Annotated in this window: 16 protein-coding genes; 2 read left to right on the top strand and 14 right to left on the bottom strand. The window is 69.7% G+C overall.

Annotated elements, in window-relative coordinates; translation table 11 throughout:
* Nucleotides 1-70: 70 nt before the first annotated feature.
* The 13 genes from fliR to fliF form a co-directional block, all read right to left on the bottom strand.
* Entirely contained in the window at nucleotides 71-865 is a 795-nt protein-coding gene (fliR, locus tag FIU88_RS16960; RefSeq protein WP_152479971.1) for a flagellar biosynthetic protein FliR, read from the bottom strand.
* An 8-nt stretch (nucleotides 866-873) separates the two neighbouring features.
* On the bottom strand, nucleotides 874-1,143 hold the full coding sequence (fliQ, locus tag FIU88_RS16955) for a flagellar biosynthesis protein FliQ (RefSeq protein ID WP_152479970.1): 270 nt from the start codon (nucleotides 1,141-1,143) through the stop codon (nucleotides 874-876).
* A gap of 16 nt (nucleotides 1,144-1,159) precedes the next feature.
* On the bottom strand, nucleotides 1,160-1,912 hold the full coding sequence (gene fliP, locus FIU88_RS16950) for a flagellar type III secretion system pore protein FliP (protein WP_152479969.1): 753 nt from the start codon (nucleotides 1,910-1,912) through the stop codon (nucleotides 1,160-1,162).
* Nucleotides 1,909-2,340, bottom strand: a complete 432-nt coding sequence (gene fliO / locus FIU88_RS16945) for a flagellar biosynthetic protein FliO (protein WP_152479968.1) — start codon at nucleotides 2,338-2,340, stop codon at nucleotides 1,909-1,911. Before fliO ends, fliP begins: the two co-directional genes overlap by 4 nt.
* Entirely contained in the window at nucleotides 2,337-2,846 is a 510-nt protein-coding gene (gene fliN, locus FIU88_RS16940; protein WP_152479967.1) for a flagellar motor switch protein FliN, read from the bottom strand. The genes fliO and fliN overlap by 4 nt, the downstream gene beginning before the upstream one ends.
* Entirely contained in the window at nucleotides 2,839-3,882 is a 1,044-nt protein-coding gene (gene fliM, locus FIU88_RS16935; protein ID WP_152479966.1) for a flagellar motor switch protein FliM, read from the bottom strand. The genes fliN and fliM overlap by 8 nt, the downstream gene beginning before the upstream one ends.
* 19 nt (nucleotides 3,883-3,901) lie before the next feature.
* Complete coding sequence (gene fliL / locus FIU88_RS16930) at nucleotides 3,902-4,378, bottom strand: flagellar basal body-associated protein FliL (protein WP_152479965.1); 477 nt, start codon at nucleotides 4,376-4,378, stop codon at nucleotides 3,902-3,904.
* A gap of 120 nt (nucleotides 4,379-4,498) precedes the next feature.
* Complete coding sequence (locus FIU88_RS16925) at nucleotides 4,499-5,872, bottom strand: flagellar hook-length control protein FliK (RefSeq protein WP_152479964.1); 1,374 nt, start codon at nucleotides 5,870-5,872, stop codon at nucleotides 4,499-4,501.
* A 20-nt stretch (nucleotides 5,873-5,892) separates the two neighbouring features.
* Nucleotides 5,893-6,348, bottom strand: a complete 456-nt coding sequence (gene fliJ, locus FIU88_RS16920) for a flagellar export protein FliJ (RefSeq protein WP_152479963.1) — start codon at nucleotides 6,346-6,348, stop codon at nucleotides 5,893-5,895.
* Nucleotides 6,345-7,739, bottom strand: coding sequence for a flagellar protein export ATPase FliI (gene fliI, locus FIU88_RS16915; RefSeq protein ID WP_152479962.1), 1,395 nt, complete (start codon nucleotides 7,737-7,739; stop codon nucleotides 6,345-6,347). Before fliI ends, fliJ begins: the two co-directional genes overlap by 4 nt.
* Nucleotides 7,740-7,749: 10 nt before the next feature.
* Nucleotides 7,750-8,499, bottom strand: coding sequence for a flagellar assembly protein FliH (gene fliH, locus FIU88_RS16910; protein WP_152479961.1), 750 nt, complete (start codon nucleotides 8,497-8,499; stop codon nucleotides 7,750-7,752).
* Nucleotides 8,492-9,493, bottom strand: a complete 1,002-nt coding sequence (fliG, locus tag FIU88_RS16905) for a flagellar motor switch protein FliG (RefSeq protein ID WP_152479960.1) — start codon at nucleotides 9,491-9,493, stop codon at nucleotides 8,492-8,494. Before fliG ends, fliH begins: the two co-directional genes overlap by 8 nt.
* Nucleotides 9,483-11,225 carry a flagellar basal-body MS-ring/collar protein FliF gene (gene fliF, locus FIU88_RS16900; protein ID WP_152479959.1) on the bottom strand — a complete coding sequence of 581 codons (1,743 nt, stop codon included), beginning with the start codon at nucleotides 11,223-11,225 and terminating at the stop codon, nucleotides 9,483-9,485. Before fliF ends, fliG begins: the two co-directional genes overlap by 11 nt.
* A 247-nt stretch (nucleotides 11,226-11,472) precedes the next feature.
* Here fliF and fliE point away from each other — a divergent pair, with 247 nt between their 5' ends.
* Nucleotides 11,473-11,802: a flagellar hook-basal body complex protein FliE gene (gene fliE, locus FIU88_RS16895; RefSeq protein WP_152479958.1), complete on the top strand. Its 330-nt coding sequence runs from the start codon at nucleotides 11,473-11,475 to the stop codon at nucleotides 11,800-11,802.
* A gap of 172 nt (nucleotides 11,803-11,974) precedes the next feature.
* Here the strand turns inward: fliE and FIU88_RS16890 are convergent, their stop codons facing one another.
* Nucleotides 11,975-12,334 (bottom strand): flagellar protein FlaG, encoded by a 360-nt coding sequence (locus FIU88_RS16890; protein WP_152479957.1) that lies wholly within the window; start codon nucleotides 12,332-12,334, stop codon nucleotides 11,975-11,977.
* A 230-nt stretch (nucleotides 12,335-12,564) separates the two neighbouring features.
* Here FIU88_RS16890 and FIU88_RS16885 point away from each other — a divergent pair, with 230 nt between their 5' ends.
* A complete protein-coding gene (locus FIU88_RS16885) occupies nucleotides 12,565-14,202 on the top strand; it encodes a methyl-accepting chemotaxis protein (protein WP_152479956.1) in 1,638 nt (545 codons plus the stop codon).
* Nucleotides 14,203-14,211: the final 9 nt, after the last annotated feature.

Genomic DNA, 14,211 nt, shown 5'->3' with positions numbered 1-14,211 from the left:
TGCCCCGTCCATGACCCCTTGTTCCGCCCTGTTCATCCCGACAGGGCGGTTTTTTTGTGCCTGATGCGGCTCAGCCTCCCAGCGGTGCCAGCACCTCGAGAAACTCCCTGAGGAAGGCGAGGCCCTGACCAAACAACCGTTCCAGCACTCTTCCCAGGTCGGTCATCAGTACCATCAGCAGTACCACGCCGACGGTCAGCGAGGCCGGGAAGCCGATATTGAACACGGTGAGCTGAGGCGCCGAGCGGTTGAGGATGCCCAGCCCCAGGTTGATGATCAGCAGCGCGGCTACCAGCGGAAGGGCCAGCAGCATGCCGGACGAGAAGATGGTACCGCCGTAGCGGGCCAGCATCTCGAAGGCCGCGGGGTCATAGCGCCCCAGGCCGATGGGCAGCGTCTCGAAGCTCGAGGCCAGCAGCTCGAGCACCATCAGATGGCCGTTGAAGGCCAGGAACATCAGCAGCGTGATCGTGTAGAGAATGCGCGACAGCACCATCATGTTGGTGCCGCTGGAAGGATCGAAGAAGGTGGCGAAGGCCAGGCCCATCTGCAGGCCGATGAACTCGCCGGTGGCCTGTATCACCACCAGGGTCACGCGCATCACCAGGCCCATGGCGGCGCCGATCAGCAGCTGCTCGATGACGATGCCGAGCCCGGCCCAGGAGAACAGCGGCAGGTCCGGCATAGGTGGCAGGACTGGCGCCATCACCACGGTCAGCGAGGCGGCCAGGGCGATCTTGGCCTGGCGCGGGATGCTGGAATGCCCCCAGATCGGCGAGGTCAGCATCAGCCCGGTGATGCGGCAGAAGGGCCACAGGAAGGCGACCAGCCAGCCGTGCAGCTGGGCGAAGGTGATCTCGACCATGGCGGCCTCTACATCACCATGTTGGGGATGTTGCCGAACAGCTCGCGGGTGAAGGTGGTGATCAGGCCCAGCAGCCAGGGGCCGGCGAGGACCAGCACGGCGAACACTGCCAGGATCTTGGGGATGAACGACAGGGTCATCTCGTTGATCTGGGTGGCGGCCTGGAACAGGCTGACCAGCAGGCCGGTGAGCAGCGCGGTGAGCAGCAGTGGTCCGGCCAGCAGCAGGGTCACGCGCATGCCCTGGTAGGCGATGGTCATTACCGTCTCGGGGGTCATGGCAGCCTCCTCGGGCTCACACGTAGAAGCTCTCCGCCAGCGAGCCGATGATCAGCTGCCAGCCGTCGACCAGCACGAACAGCATCAGCTTGAAGGGCAGCGAGATGGTGATCGGCGGCACCATCATCATGCCCAGGCCCATCAGCGTGCTGGCGACCACCAGGTCGATGATCAGGAAGGGGATGAAGATGGTGAAGCCGATCTGGAAGGCGGTCTTCAGCTCGCTGGTCACGAAGGACGGCACCAGCACGCGCAGCGGCACGTCCTCCGGGCCCTGCATCGGGCCGATGTCGGCCAGGCGCGCGAACAGCGCCAGGTCCGGCTCGCGGGTCTGGGCCATCATGAACTCGCGGAAGGGGCCCTGGGCCTGGGTCAGGAACTCGGGAAAGGCGATGCTGCCGTTGGACAGCGGCACCCAGGCCTGGTCGTACACCTCGCCGAACACCGGGGCCATGATGAAGAAGGTCAGGAACAGCGCCAGGCCCAGCAGGATCTGATTGGGCGGCGTGGCCTGGGTGCCCATGGCGGTGCGCAGCAGGCCCAGCACGATGATGATGCGGGTGAAGCTGGTCATCATCAGCACGCCGGCCGGCAGGAAGGCCAGCGAGCTGAGCAGCAGCAGGGTCTGCAGCGACAGCGACCAGCGCTGGCCGCCGTCCTCCATCGGCTGGCTGATCAGCCCGGGGACCTGCTGGGCCAGGGCCAGACCCGGCACCAGCAGCAGGGCCAGCAGCCACCAGCGGGCGTGACGCGTGGCGAGTCGGTTCATGAGCGGTTCCGGTCGTTTCGGCCCAGGCCGGCGTTGTGGCGCAGCGCCTGGGCGAAGCGGGCAGCGAAGCCGTCGTCCGCATCGATCGGCGACGAGGCCTCGGGGGCCGGCGTGTCGGGGGCGGGGAGTTCGTGAAGCTTGCTGACCTGACCGCCGCCGACGCCCAGCACCAGCCAGGTATCCTCGACCTCGACGATCACCACCCGCTCGCGCTGGCCGATGCTGGTGCTGCCGACCAGGCGCGGGCGGTGGCCCTGGCCGCGCCCGCTGCCGTTGAGTCGGCGCAGCAGCAGGCTGCAGCCGACGATGATCGCCACCACCAGCGCCAGGGCCGCGGCCGTCTTGCCGAGGGTGGCCATGCCGATCAGCGCCTCGCCGCCGCCCAGGCCCTCGGCGACGGCGGCCGCATTCGAGGCGGTCTCGCTCATCGATTCAGCTTCTGGACGCGCTCGGAGGGCGTGATGATCTCGGTGATGCGGATGCCGTACTTGTCATCCACCACCACGACCTCGCCCTGGGCGATCAGGTAGCCGTTGATCAGGATGTCCATCGGCTCGCCGGCCAGCCCCTCGAGCTCGATCACCGAGCCCTGGGCGAGCTCCAGCAGCTGCTTGATGGTCAGCTTGGTGCGGCCCAGCTCCACGGTCAGCTTGACCGGGATGTCCATGATCATCTCGAGGTCGCGGGGCACGGCCCTGCTCTGTGCGCCCTCGAGCGGCTGGAAGACGCTGCCGCTGGCCGGCTGCGCCTCGGCACCGCCGTCCGGTTCGGGCGTCTCGTCGCCCTCGGCCTCCTCGGCGGCGGCCTGTTCGGCCATGGCGGCGGCCCAGGGGTCGTCGTCCTCGCTCGGCGTGGCGCTCCCTTCCTGTTCGGACATGGCGGCCGCCCACTCGTCGTCGAGGTTCTGATCGTCGGGCTTGTTGGGATCAGTCATGCTTGGCTTCCTTGGATGTCGGCTGAGCCCCCTTGACGAAGGCGCTGGACGGCGCGTGGCCCGCCGCGTGATCGAACAGTCGCTGCACCCGCAGGGCGCGCTGCTCGTGCTGGCTGCCGTATTCGCACTCCATCACCGGCACGCCGTCCACGCTGGCGGTCACCGTCTCGGGCAGTTCCAGCGGCAGCACGTCGCCGGCCTTGAGGGCCAGCACCTGGGAGATGCGGGTGGGAATGTCGGCGAAGTTGGCCACCAGCTCGACCTCGGACTGTCGCAGCTCGCCGGCCATGCGCTTCGACCAGCTGCCGTCCTGGTCCTGATGGCCCTCGTTGAGCGGATTGGTCAGCAGGTCGCGCAGCGGCTCGATCATCGAGTAGGGCATGCAGATCTGGAAGCTGCTGGCCAGGTTGCCCACCTCGAGATTGAAGCTGGTGTTGACCACGATCTCGTTGGGCGAATTGGTGATGTTGGCGAACTTCGACTGCATCTCGCTGCGCAGGAAGCTGATCTCCAGTGGATAGACCGATTTCCAGGAGTCGCCGTAGGCCTCGATGGCCAGCTGCAGCAGGCGCTGGATGATGCGCTGCTCGGTGTTGGTGAACTCGCGCCCCTCTGACTTGGTGAGGAAGCGGCCGTCGCCGCCGAACAGGTTGTCCACCACCATGAACACCAGGTTCGGCGGAAACACGATCAGCGCCGAGCCCTTGAGCGGCTTCATGGCGATCATGTTGATGTTGGTGGGCACCGGCACGTTGCGCGAGAAGTCGCTGTAGCTCTGGTACTTCACCGAGTCCACGGTGATGTCCGCGCTGCGCCGGATCAGGTTGAACAGGCCCATGCGGAAGTAGCGCGCGAAGCGCTCGTTGATCATGTCCAGGGCATGCAGGCGTTCGCGGATGATCCGGTGCTGGTTGGCCGGATCGAAGGGGCGCACCTGCGGCTGGCCATCCTGGCTTTCCGCGGGTTCATCGTCCCCGCTGACGCCCTTGAGCAGGGCGTCGATCTCGTCCTGAGAGAGCAGATCTTCTTGAGACATGGTCGCTGCGAGCCCGGCGTTATTGGACGATGAATTCGGTGAACAGCACGCTGTCGATGGCCAGTTCCGGTTGCGGCTCCACCATCGGCGCCTCGAGGCTGGTCTTCACCTGGTCGGCGAGGCGCTGCTTGTCCTCCGGCGAGGCCAGATCGGCGGCCTGCTTCCCGGAGAGCAGCATCAGCAGGCGGCTGCGCACCTCGGGCATGTGCTCGGTCAGCAGCGTCTTGCTCCGCTCGTCGGCGACCTTGAGCGAGATGCCCGCATAGAGCAGCCGGGAACCGTAGTCGTCGTCGGCCAGGTTGACGGTGAAGGGCTCGATCTCGACGAAGATCGGCGACTGGGGTTCGACGGTCTCGGGTTCCCGGGCCTGTGCCTGGCCGTCGTCATCGCCGCTCATGACCATGAACAGGGCCGTGGCCGCCGCCGAGGAGGCGAGCACCACCAGTACCACCAGTATCCACAGCAGTTTCCTGGAGCCTCCGCTGGATGTCGCCATTACCGTTCCTATGATGAATATTCTGCCGATAGCGAGGGATTATGCCGCCCGCGAGGGTGGCACGATGGTGTGAACAGGCCCGATGAACGGGGCCATCTCCGGATTTTGCGCCGCGCCGTGTCAGGCGTAGAGATCGACGCGGCCGTCCAGGCGCATGCTGCCGGGCACCGCCGCGGGCGTGACGGCCTCGGCGGGTGCATCGACCTCGCCGCCGCTGGTGCCGCCGGCCGCACCGGCGAACCGATGGCCCTCGCCCTCGGTGCCGCCCTGGCGCTGCTCGCCCACCGAGGTCTCGCCCAGGGAGATGCCCTGTTCGGCCAGCGCCTCACGCAGCTGCGGTATCGCCTGCTCGAGGGCGTGGCGGACCTGGCCGTGGGCGGACAGGAAGTGCGCCTGGGCGCCCTGGTCGACGACCCTGAGCGTCACGGAGAGCGGGCCGAGCTCGGCCGGATGCAGCTTCATCTCGATGCGCTGCTCGCCGCCCTGGCGGGTAAACGGCAGCAGCTGCTGGCCGAGCTGGCGCGGCCAGGCCTGGCTGCCCACCGGTGCGCTCAGGCTGGCCTGCTGCGCCGTGGCGGTCGCGGATCCGGGGCTCATCGAGGCCGGTGAGGCGTTCGGCGCCATGCTTCCCTGGCCGCCCGGCGCCGCGCTGCCCGCGAGCAGCGGCGCATCCTGAGCGTTGCCACCCTGGGCCGGCTGGCGGGAGGCCAAGGCCTCGATCATGGCCTGCGGCGAGGTCGCGGCGGAGGACCGGCCGCCGGCGGCCTGGCGAACGGCCTCGGCGGCGGCCAGCGCGGCCGAGGTCACCGCATTGGGGGCGCCGTCGGCGCGGGGCCGGGCGGCCTCGAGCAAGGGATTGGTCGACGGGGCCGCGACGCCCGGTGCGAGGCCGGGCAGAGGCGACGGTGCGCCGCTGGCAGGGGTCTGGAGAGTCGCGGCGGCCGTGGTTCCGGCCTGACCGGTTCCCTGTCCCGGGGTGGGCTGAGCCATCAGCGTCTGCAGGGCGGCGGTGAGCTCGGGAGACACGGCCGCCTGGGATGCGTCCGCGGCGGCCTTCCATTCCTGAAGCGCGATGGCGGGATCCTGGCCGTCGGCCACTGAGGCCAGCAGGGTCTGGAGTTTTTCGGCAAGGCCATCGTCATTGGCGAGCGAGGCCAGCGTCTGGCGCAGCGATGCCGAGGCCTCTGCGCCGTCACCCGCCGAGGCCAGCAGCGCTTCCAGTTCCTTCGCGACGTCTTCACCCTCGGCGTCCAGCAGACGCTGGAGGCGATCGGGCAGGGCCTCGCCGTCGGCAGTGGCCGTCGGCAGCCGCGAGGCCGGCGTTGACGACTCCGCACCGCTGCCCGGGGCGGGCCGAGCGCCGGCCCGGGGCGACAGCGACGCCAGCGCCCTGGCGAAATCGTCGCCGGTCAGGGCGTCGGCCTTGCCCGGGCCGCCGCCGTTCGAGGCTGATGGCTTGCCGGTGCCGGCGGTGAGGATCTGCTGAATGTCCATGAGGTCTCCTTGACGGCCGCCTAGTAGCCGCTCGGTACGCCGTCCCGGCGCTGCCAGCGCTGGGTCACCAGTTCATCGGTGGCGCGTTGCTCGCGCCGCTGTTCGGCCTGGCGCTCGGCATCGGCCCGGCGCTCGGCGAGGGTGTCGTAGGCGCTCAGCCGGCGCTGTTCCTGCTGCCAGTGGCGCTGGCTGCGCTCGACGCGGCGCTGCTGTTCGGCCAGCGCCTGGCGCGCGCGCCCCAAGGCGTCGTCCAGCGAGGCCAGGAAGCGCTGATAGTTGTGCATGCTGGCCGGGTCGATGCCGTCGCGCAGGGCCGTCTGCAGGCGGGCGGCGTATTCCGCCCGGTAGCGTTGCAGCGACTCCAGCTGGGCGACGATCTGATCGGCGCTGCGACGGTCGCCGGCGAGCTTCTGGCCGGCCTGGTCGCGGGCCTCGCGGGCCAGCTCGGTGAGGTTGTCGAGTGCGGTGCGGCTCATGGCCTGCCTCCCAGGGCGCCGAGCAGTGCCTGACGCGAGGCATCGAGGTCGGCGCACTCCCCGATGCCCTGTTGCAGGAAGCCCTCCAGGGCCGGGTAGCGATTCACCGCCTCGTCCAGCTGCGGGTCGTGGCCCGGGTGGTAGGCGCCGACGCTGATCAGGTCGCGGTTGCGCTGGTAGCGCGAGAACAGGCCCTTGAAGCGACGGGCCTGCTCGAGCTGCGGGGCGTCGACGATGGCGGTCATCGCGCGGCTGATCGAGGCCTCGATGTCGATGGCCGGGTAGTGGCCGGCCTCGGCCAGGGGGCGCGACAGCACCACGTGGCCGTCGAGGATGGCGCGGGCCGAGTCGGCGATCGGGTCCTGCTGGTCGTCGCCCTCGGTCAGCACCGTGTAGAAGGCGGTGATCGAGCCGCCGCCGCGCTCGGCGTTGCCGGCGCGCTCCACCAGGCTCGGCAGCTTGGCGAACACCGAGGGCGGATAGCCCTTGGTGGCGGGCGGCTCGCCGATGGCCAGGGCGATCTCGCGCTGGGCCATGGCGTAGCGGGTCAGCGAGTCCATGATCAGCAGCACGTTCTTGCCCTGATCGCGGAAGCCCTCGGCCAGGCGGGTAGCGTAGGCGGCGCCCTGCAGGCGCTGCAGCGGCGAGGTGTCGGCCGGGGCCGCCACCACCACGGCGCGCCGGCGGCCCTCCGGGCCGAGGATGTTGTCGATGAAGTCCTGGACCTCGCGGCCGCGCTCGCCGATCAGCCCCACCACGATCACGTCGGCCCGGGTGTAGCGGGCCATCATGCCGAGCAGCACCGACTTGCCGACGCCGGAGCCGGCGAACAGGCCCATGCGCTGGCCGCGGCCGACGCTGAGCAGGGCATTGATGGCGCGGATGCCGACGTCGATCTGGGTGTCGATGGGTGCCCGCGACAGCGGGTTGAGCGGCGGCGTGGCCAGCGGCGCCCGGGGCGCCTCGTCCAGCGAGCCCTGATCGTCCAGCGGCGCGCCGTTGCCGTCCACGACCCGGCCCAGCAGCGACTCGCCGAGGGGGAAGCGGCGGGCGGCGCCGTCGCTGCCGTCGCCCAGCGGCAGCACCCGGGCGCCGGGGCGCAGGCCGCTGATCTCGGCCAGCGGCATCAGGTACAGGCGCTCGCCATCGAAGCCCACCACCTCGGCCTCGGCGTAGTGGCGGCCCAGCCGGCCGCGGGCGTCGGGCAGCTCGATGCGACAGGCGTTGCCCAGCGCTACCTGCAGGCCCACCACCTCGATCACCAGGCCGGTCGCCCGCACCACCCGGCCGCTGGCGCGGCTGGTCGGCAGCGGCTCGATGCGTTGGCGCACGCCGCGGAGGGCGCGCTGCCAGCTGGCCTGGTGGCGGTTGGTGGGAGCGGTGTCGTTCATCGCGGTCGACTCACGCCTCGTCTTCGTCGGTGTCGGTCGACGGCTGGCGCCGGCGCAGCTGATCCTGGATCGCCTGCCAGCGGGTCTCCCAGGTGGCGTCCAGCTCGCCGCGTTGGCTGGTCACCCGGCAGCCGCCGCGGCTGAGCTGATCGTCGGGCTGCAGCCGCCAGCCGGCGGCCTCCAGCTCCCCGCCCAGGTGTCGGGTGACCAGCTCGAGGTCGCGGGGATGCAGCCACAGGCGCTGCTGGCCGATCAGTGGCGGCTCGCTGTGAAGCAGCTCGCGGATCAGCGTCAGCACCTGCTCGGGGCGCGCCTCGAGGGCCTCGCCGGCGAGCTGGCGGCCGGTGGCCAGGGCCAGGTCGACCAGGTCCTCGGACAGGGCCTCGTCCAGGTCGGCCAGGGCCTCCTCGAAGTGGCGGGCCAGCGGCAGCAGCGGCGCGAGCGTCTCCTCGAGGCGCCGTTCGAGCTCCTCTCGGGCCTGCCGGCGGCCTTCCTCGAGGCCCTGGGCCAGGCCCTCGGCGTGGCCGGCCTCGCGGCCCTCGCGCAGGCCTTCCTCGCGCGCTTCCTGCCGGGCCTGTTCGCGCAGCTGATCGAGGGCCCGCTGCTGGCGGCGGGCCTCGGCCTCGCGGGCCTGGCGGGCGGCGGTCCGCGGGTCGGGCGTCGAGGCGGCCTTCGGCTCGGGCCGGTGCAGCTCGCCCATGCGCCAGCGGCGCCAGGGCGTCTCGTCGTCCCAGCCGGGCGCCCGGTCGGTCTCAGACATAGGTGTCGTCTCCGCCGCTCAGCACGATCTCGCCGGAGTCGGCCAGGCGGCGCACCACCTGGAGGATGGCCTTCTGCTCGGCCTCCACCTGGGAGACACGGATCGGCCCGCGGCCCTCCATGTCCTCGCGCAGCAGGTCGGCGGCGCGCTGGGACATGTTGCGCAGGAACTTGTCCATGAGCGTCTCGGGCGAGCCCTTGAGGGCCACCACCAGCGAGTTGGTGTCGATCTCCTTGAGCACCATCTGGATGCTGCGGTCGTCGAGGTCGACCATGTTCTCGAACAGGAACATCTCGTCGATGATCTTCTGCGCCAGGTCCTCGCTGTGCGAGCGAACGGTCTCGATGGCGGCCTCTTCCTGGTGGCTGTTCATCAGGTTGAGGATCTCGGCCGCGGTGCGGGCGCCGCCCATCTTGCTGCGCTTGAGGTTCTGGCCGTCGAGCATGCCGGTGAGCACCTCGGTGAGCTCCTGCAGCGCCGCCGGCTGCACGCCGCTGAAGGTGGCGATGCGCAGCACCACGTCATTGCGCAGCTTGTCATCGAACGTTTCCAGCACGTCGGAGGCCTGATGGCGCTCCAGGTGAATCAGGATAGTGGCGATGATCTGCGGGTGCTCGTCGCGGATCAGCTCGGCCACCATCGAGGCTTCCATCAGGTTGAGCGCGTCGATGCCGGAGTTGTTGCCGGCGCTCTCCATCACGTCTTCCATCAGGCTGGAGGCGCGCTCGCTGCCCAGCGCCTTGGTCAGCACCGAGCGGATGTGGTCGCTGGAGTTGAGGTTCAGCGCGATGAATTCCTCGGTCTCGTTGCTGAAGTCCTGCAACACCTGGCGCATCTCGTCATGGGAGACCTGGCTCATGGTGGCCATCTCCATGCTCAGCGCCTGCACTTCCTTGTTGGACATGTGCTTGAAGACCTCGGCGGCGCTGTCCTCGTCGAGGGCCAGCAGCAGGATGGCGCTGCGGCGCAGGCCGGTCATCGCATTACTCGTCATGTTGGTTCATCCAGCCGCGGACGATCATGGCCACCATGCTCGGGTCCTCCTGGGCCATCTCGCGCAGATCATTGAGGTTGGCTTCGTAGGTCGTGGCACGACGCTTGCGACGGCGCGCGGCGGAGCTCTCGTCGCTCGCCGCCTGGTCGTCCCGGTCGTCGTCGGCCGCCTCGTCTTCGTCCTCGTCGCCGCCCACGCGGGCCTGGAAGCCGGGTGATGCCGGAAGGCTGGCCGTGGCCGGCTGTTCGGTGTAGCGGCGGATGAAGGGCCGCAGGATCAGCAGGTAGAGCAGCAGCAGGGCGATGCCCACCAGCAGATAACGGCCCAGGGCGAAGGCCAGCTGCTGGACGTCGCTGCGCTGCCACCAGGCCGGTTCGCCGGCCGCGCTGTCCTCGGCGGCGAAGGCGCTGTTGACCACCGCGATCTGGTCGCCGCGGGCGTCGGAGTAGCCCATGGCCTGACGCACCAGGCGCTCGATCTGCGCCATTTCCTGCTCGTCGAGCGGTGCGGGGGCGAGCTCACCGGTCTCCTCGTCGAGGCGTTCGCGATAGTTGACCACCACCGCCGCCGACAGGCGCTCGACCTGGCCGCGGCGATGCTGGACGTGGGACACCTGACGGTCGACCTCGTAGTTGACCACGTCGTCGCGGCTCAGGCGCTGCTCGGACGTGGTGCCGTCTTCTTCCTCGTTCGCCTGGGCCTGGTCGCCGCCGTCGTCCTCGCCCTGGGTGTCGATCGGGGAGGGCGCCGCGCCGGGCGGGGTGTTGCTCAGCGCGCCGGGAATGCCCTGGGCCAGAGCGCCATCGCCGTTGACGTTGAGGCTGGTCTGGCGGCTGCGCACCGCGGCCTCGTTGGGCGGCTGGTTGGGGCCGTAGCGCTCGGAGGTCTCCTCGCGGCGGGAGAAGTCGACCTGGGCGGTGACCTGGGCCTTGACGTTAGCGCGGCCGAGGATTGGCGCCAGGATGGTCTCGATGCGGCGCCGGTAGGCGCGTTCCACCTCGGCGACGTAGTCGAGCTGGGTGCCGTCGAGCCCCGAGCCTCCGCCGTCGGGCGTGGAGAGCAGCCGGCCGCTCTGGTCGACCACGGTGACCGCGTCGGCGGCCAGTTCGGGCACGCTGCTGGAGACCAGATGCACGATGGAGGCCACCTGACCCTCGCCGAGGGTGCGGCCGGGCTGCAGGGTCAGCACCACCGAGGCCTTGGCCGGCTCGCGCTGGCGCACGAACACCGAGTCCTTGGCCAGCGCCAGGTGCACCCGGGCGCCGGCCACCGGGCCGAGCGATTCCATGGAGCGGGCCAGCTCGCCCTCGAGGCCGCGCTGGTAGTTGACCTGTTCGGCGAACTGGCTGATGCCGAAGGCCTGGTTCTCCATCAGCTCGAGGCCGACATTGCCGCCGCGCGGCAGGCCCTGCTCGGCCAGTTGCAGGCGCAGGCTGTGGACCTGGTCGCCAGGCACCATCAGCGCCTGGCCGCCGGCGCTGAACTCGTAGGGAATGCCGCGGCTGTCGAGCTCGCCGATGATGCTGCCGCCGTCGGCTTCGCTGAGATTGCTGAACAGCACCCGGTAGTCGGGGCTGCGCGCCCACAGCAGCAGCGCTACCGCGATGGCGATCACGGCCGCGCCGACGATCAGCAGGGCGATCAGGGGGCTGCCGCGCAGCTGCCGGGACAGCTGGGCGAAGGGAGAGGTCTGGCCCTGTTGGCCGCCGGTGGCGGAGGCGCCACTGCTCATGCGGGCCTCCCGTCGGAGATGACGCCTGGACCCTGGGCTCTAGATGAAGGCATCGACTGCGTTCCCGTCCGTCGCGATTCGCCGCCCGTCCGGGGCGGAACTGTGATGACGGCCATTATCCGCAGGGGGTGTCACGCCAAAGGTATGAAAAACCCGAGTTTTGCGCGTCAATTGCCGGCATGGTGGCCGAGGACGCGCTGCTAGCCTTGGCTTCCATCGATCACCATGTCCATCACAGGGGTTCCCGATGAGTTCACCCGCTCTCGCTTCGGCACTCGCCCAGATGCAGTCGCTGGCCACCCAGGCCGGCGGCGAGGTCGCCAAGGGCCAGCGGCTCGATACCGCCGTGGGCAACGGCGGCTTCGCCGGCGAGCTGCAGTCCTCGATTCAGCGCATCAACGAGCTCAAGCTCCAGGCCGCCGACTCGGCCCAGGCCTTCCAGGCCGGCGAGCCGGGCGTCGAGCTCAACGACGTCATGGTCGACATGCAGAAGGCCAGCGTCGCCTCCGAGATGGGACTCCAGGTCCGCAACCGCCTGGTGACGGCCTACAAGGACATCATGAACATGCAGGTCTAGGAAAACGTTGATTTATTACTGCGCTCGACATCCTGACCGCCGGCGGTACTCGCTATCCTCATTTACGGGCATGTAAACTCCGGTACCTCCGTTCCGGCGGCGGTCAGCCTGTCTTCGCTCGCAACATAACTCAACGCTTCCCTTAGTCTGTCGAGATTCGTCAGACACCGGATCAGGCCTCCAGATCGATCAGGCTGCCCTGAAGCTCCTCCAGGTGCTCGGCGATGCGCATCACTTCCTCTGCGGGGATCTGGCGGATCAGCTCGCCGGTGTCCCGGTCCACCAGCCGGGTGACGACTCGGGTGGTGGTCTCGCGGAGCTCGAACTCCACGCCATAGGGGCGCATGACCTCGTTGATGCGCTGCACCGGGCCGACCAGCTCGCCCTGATGCACCGCCGCCGCTTCGTCGTCGACGGCCTCCTCGGGCGGCAGCCAGCCGGCCAACAGCTGCTCCACCCGCCGGGGCGGCGTGCCGCCGTCGGCGGCCCGGGGCGCGCGACTCGCGCCGATCTCGTTAACGGCATCTGGCATGGACGAGGCTCCTTCTTCTTGTTGCTGCGTTTTTCAGGATCGACTCGGTACCAGTCATCGGCCGATGTCGCGCTATCTTGAATGACTCCGATGGCGTTCGGTGGCCATGATTTCGCCGCCATTCGAGAGATTTGTCGTCGAAACCGAAATGTCATGAATCGCTGATATAACGCCGGGCATGCCTTCTCGCGGGCCCGGTGCCCGCCCCTTCCTCAGCGACAGGTTTCCCGATGCGCTTCCTCGATCGAATGACCATCCGGTTCAGCTGGTTCCTGGTACTGGTCGCCTTCACCGCGATGATCCTCGGCACCGGGGCCCTCGGCCTCTACGCCAATCACCACGGCCGCAGCGCCTTCGATACGCTGCGCGACGTCCAGGCCGCACAGTCCCGGGCGCTGAATCGTGCCTATATCGCCACCCTGCGCGCCCAGGTGGCGATGGATCGCGCCGCCCACCTGGTGCGGGTGCCTTCCTTCGATCGTCCGGGGCCGATCCTCGAGCAGGCCGAGTCGCATATGGCGGAGGCCCGAGCGGCCTTCGAACGTTTCCAGGCGCTGCCGGTGGTCGAGCCGCAGCAGGAGGCACGAGAGGCCCTGGCGTCGCGCTTCCAGTCGCTCTACAGCACCGGGCTTTCGCTGCAGCTGATGCTGCTGCAGGAGGGCGACGCGGGCGGCTACGACTCCGGTCAGTCGCGGGTCAGCGGCTTGAGCCAGGCCTTCATGGACGATGCCGACGCCTTCTTCGCCGGCGCCGTCGAGCGCAGCGACGGCCTGGCCGCGCGTTTCTCGACGGTGGCCGGCTGGCTGAACCTGGCCCTGGTGGCGGCGCTGAGCGGCGCCCTGGCCATCGTGCTGGTAGTGATCTGGGGCGTGCGGGCCAACGTGCTGCGGCCGCTGTCGCGGATGATCGAGCACTTCCGGCGCATCGCCGACGGCGACCTGGCCACCCCGGTGGCATCGCGCAGCGACAGCGAGATCGGCCGGCTGTATCGCGAGCTCGACGGCATGCGCCGGGCGCTCGCCACCACCGTGGCGGGGGTGCGTCACGGCAGTGATCGGGTGCTGGAGGGCGCCGCCGGCATGAGTGAGGGCAACCAGGAACTGGCGGCCCGGACCCGCCAGCAGGCCGCGTCCCTGGAGCAGACCACCGCTAGCCTCGACGAGATGACCGCCTCGGTGGCCGACAACACCGCCCACGTGGGCGAGGCCAGTCAGCTGGCCGAGCAGGCCACCGGCCGGGCGCGCCAGGGCCGCGAGGTGGTGACCGACTTCGTCGCCACCATGGACGAGATCCACACTCGCTCGCGCCGGATCGGCGAGATCGTCGGCCTGATCGACGACATCGCCTTCCAGACCAACCTGCTGGCGCTCAACGCCTCGGTGGAGGCGGCGCGTGCCGGCGAACACGGCCGCGGCTTCGCGGTGGTGGCCGGGGAGGTGCGCTCGCTGGCCTCCCGCTCGGCGGACGCCGCCCGCGAGATCCGCACCCTGATCGAGGCCTCGAGCAGCAGCGTGGAGCGCGGCAACGGCCTGTCTCGCCGCGTCGGCGAGGACATGGCCGGCATCGTCGCCGCCATCCAGGGCGTCGGCGAGCGCATCGAGCAGATCGCCCACGCCTCCGCCGAGCAGCAGCGCGGCCTCGAGCAGGTCAATCAGGCGATGCACCAGATGGGCGGCGTGACCCAGCGCAACCGCGACATGGTCGAGTGCGCCGAGCTGACCGCCTCGACGCTGGAGGAGGAAGCCGAGCGCATGCGCGCGTTCACCGCCGGCTTCACCCTGGCGACGACGGCGGCATCCTCCCAGGCGAGCGACGCGCAGGAAGCGCCGGCGCACGAGGACCCCGCGCTGGCGGCCATGCCGGCCTGAGGAGGGCGA

Source organism: Halomonas sp. THAF12 (assembly GCF_009363675.1).
In the GTDB taxonomy this organism is placed as follows: Bacteria; Pseudomonadota; Gammaproteobacteria; order Pseudomonadales; family Halomonadaceae; genus Halomonas; species Halomonas smyrnensis.
This window is presented reverse-complemented; position numbering and strand designations above follow the sequence as displayed.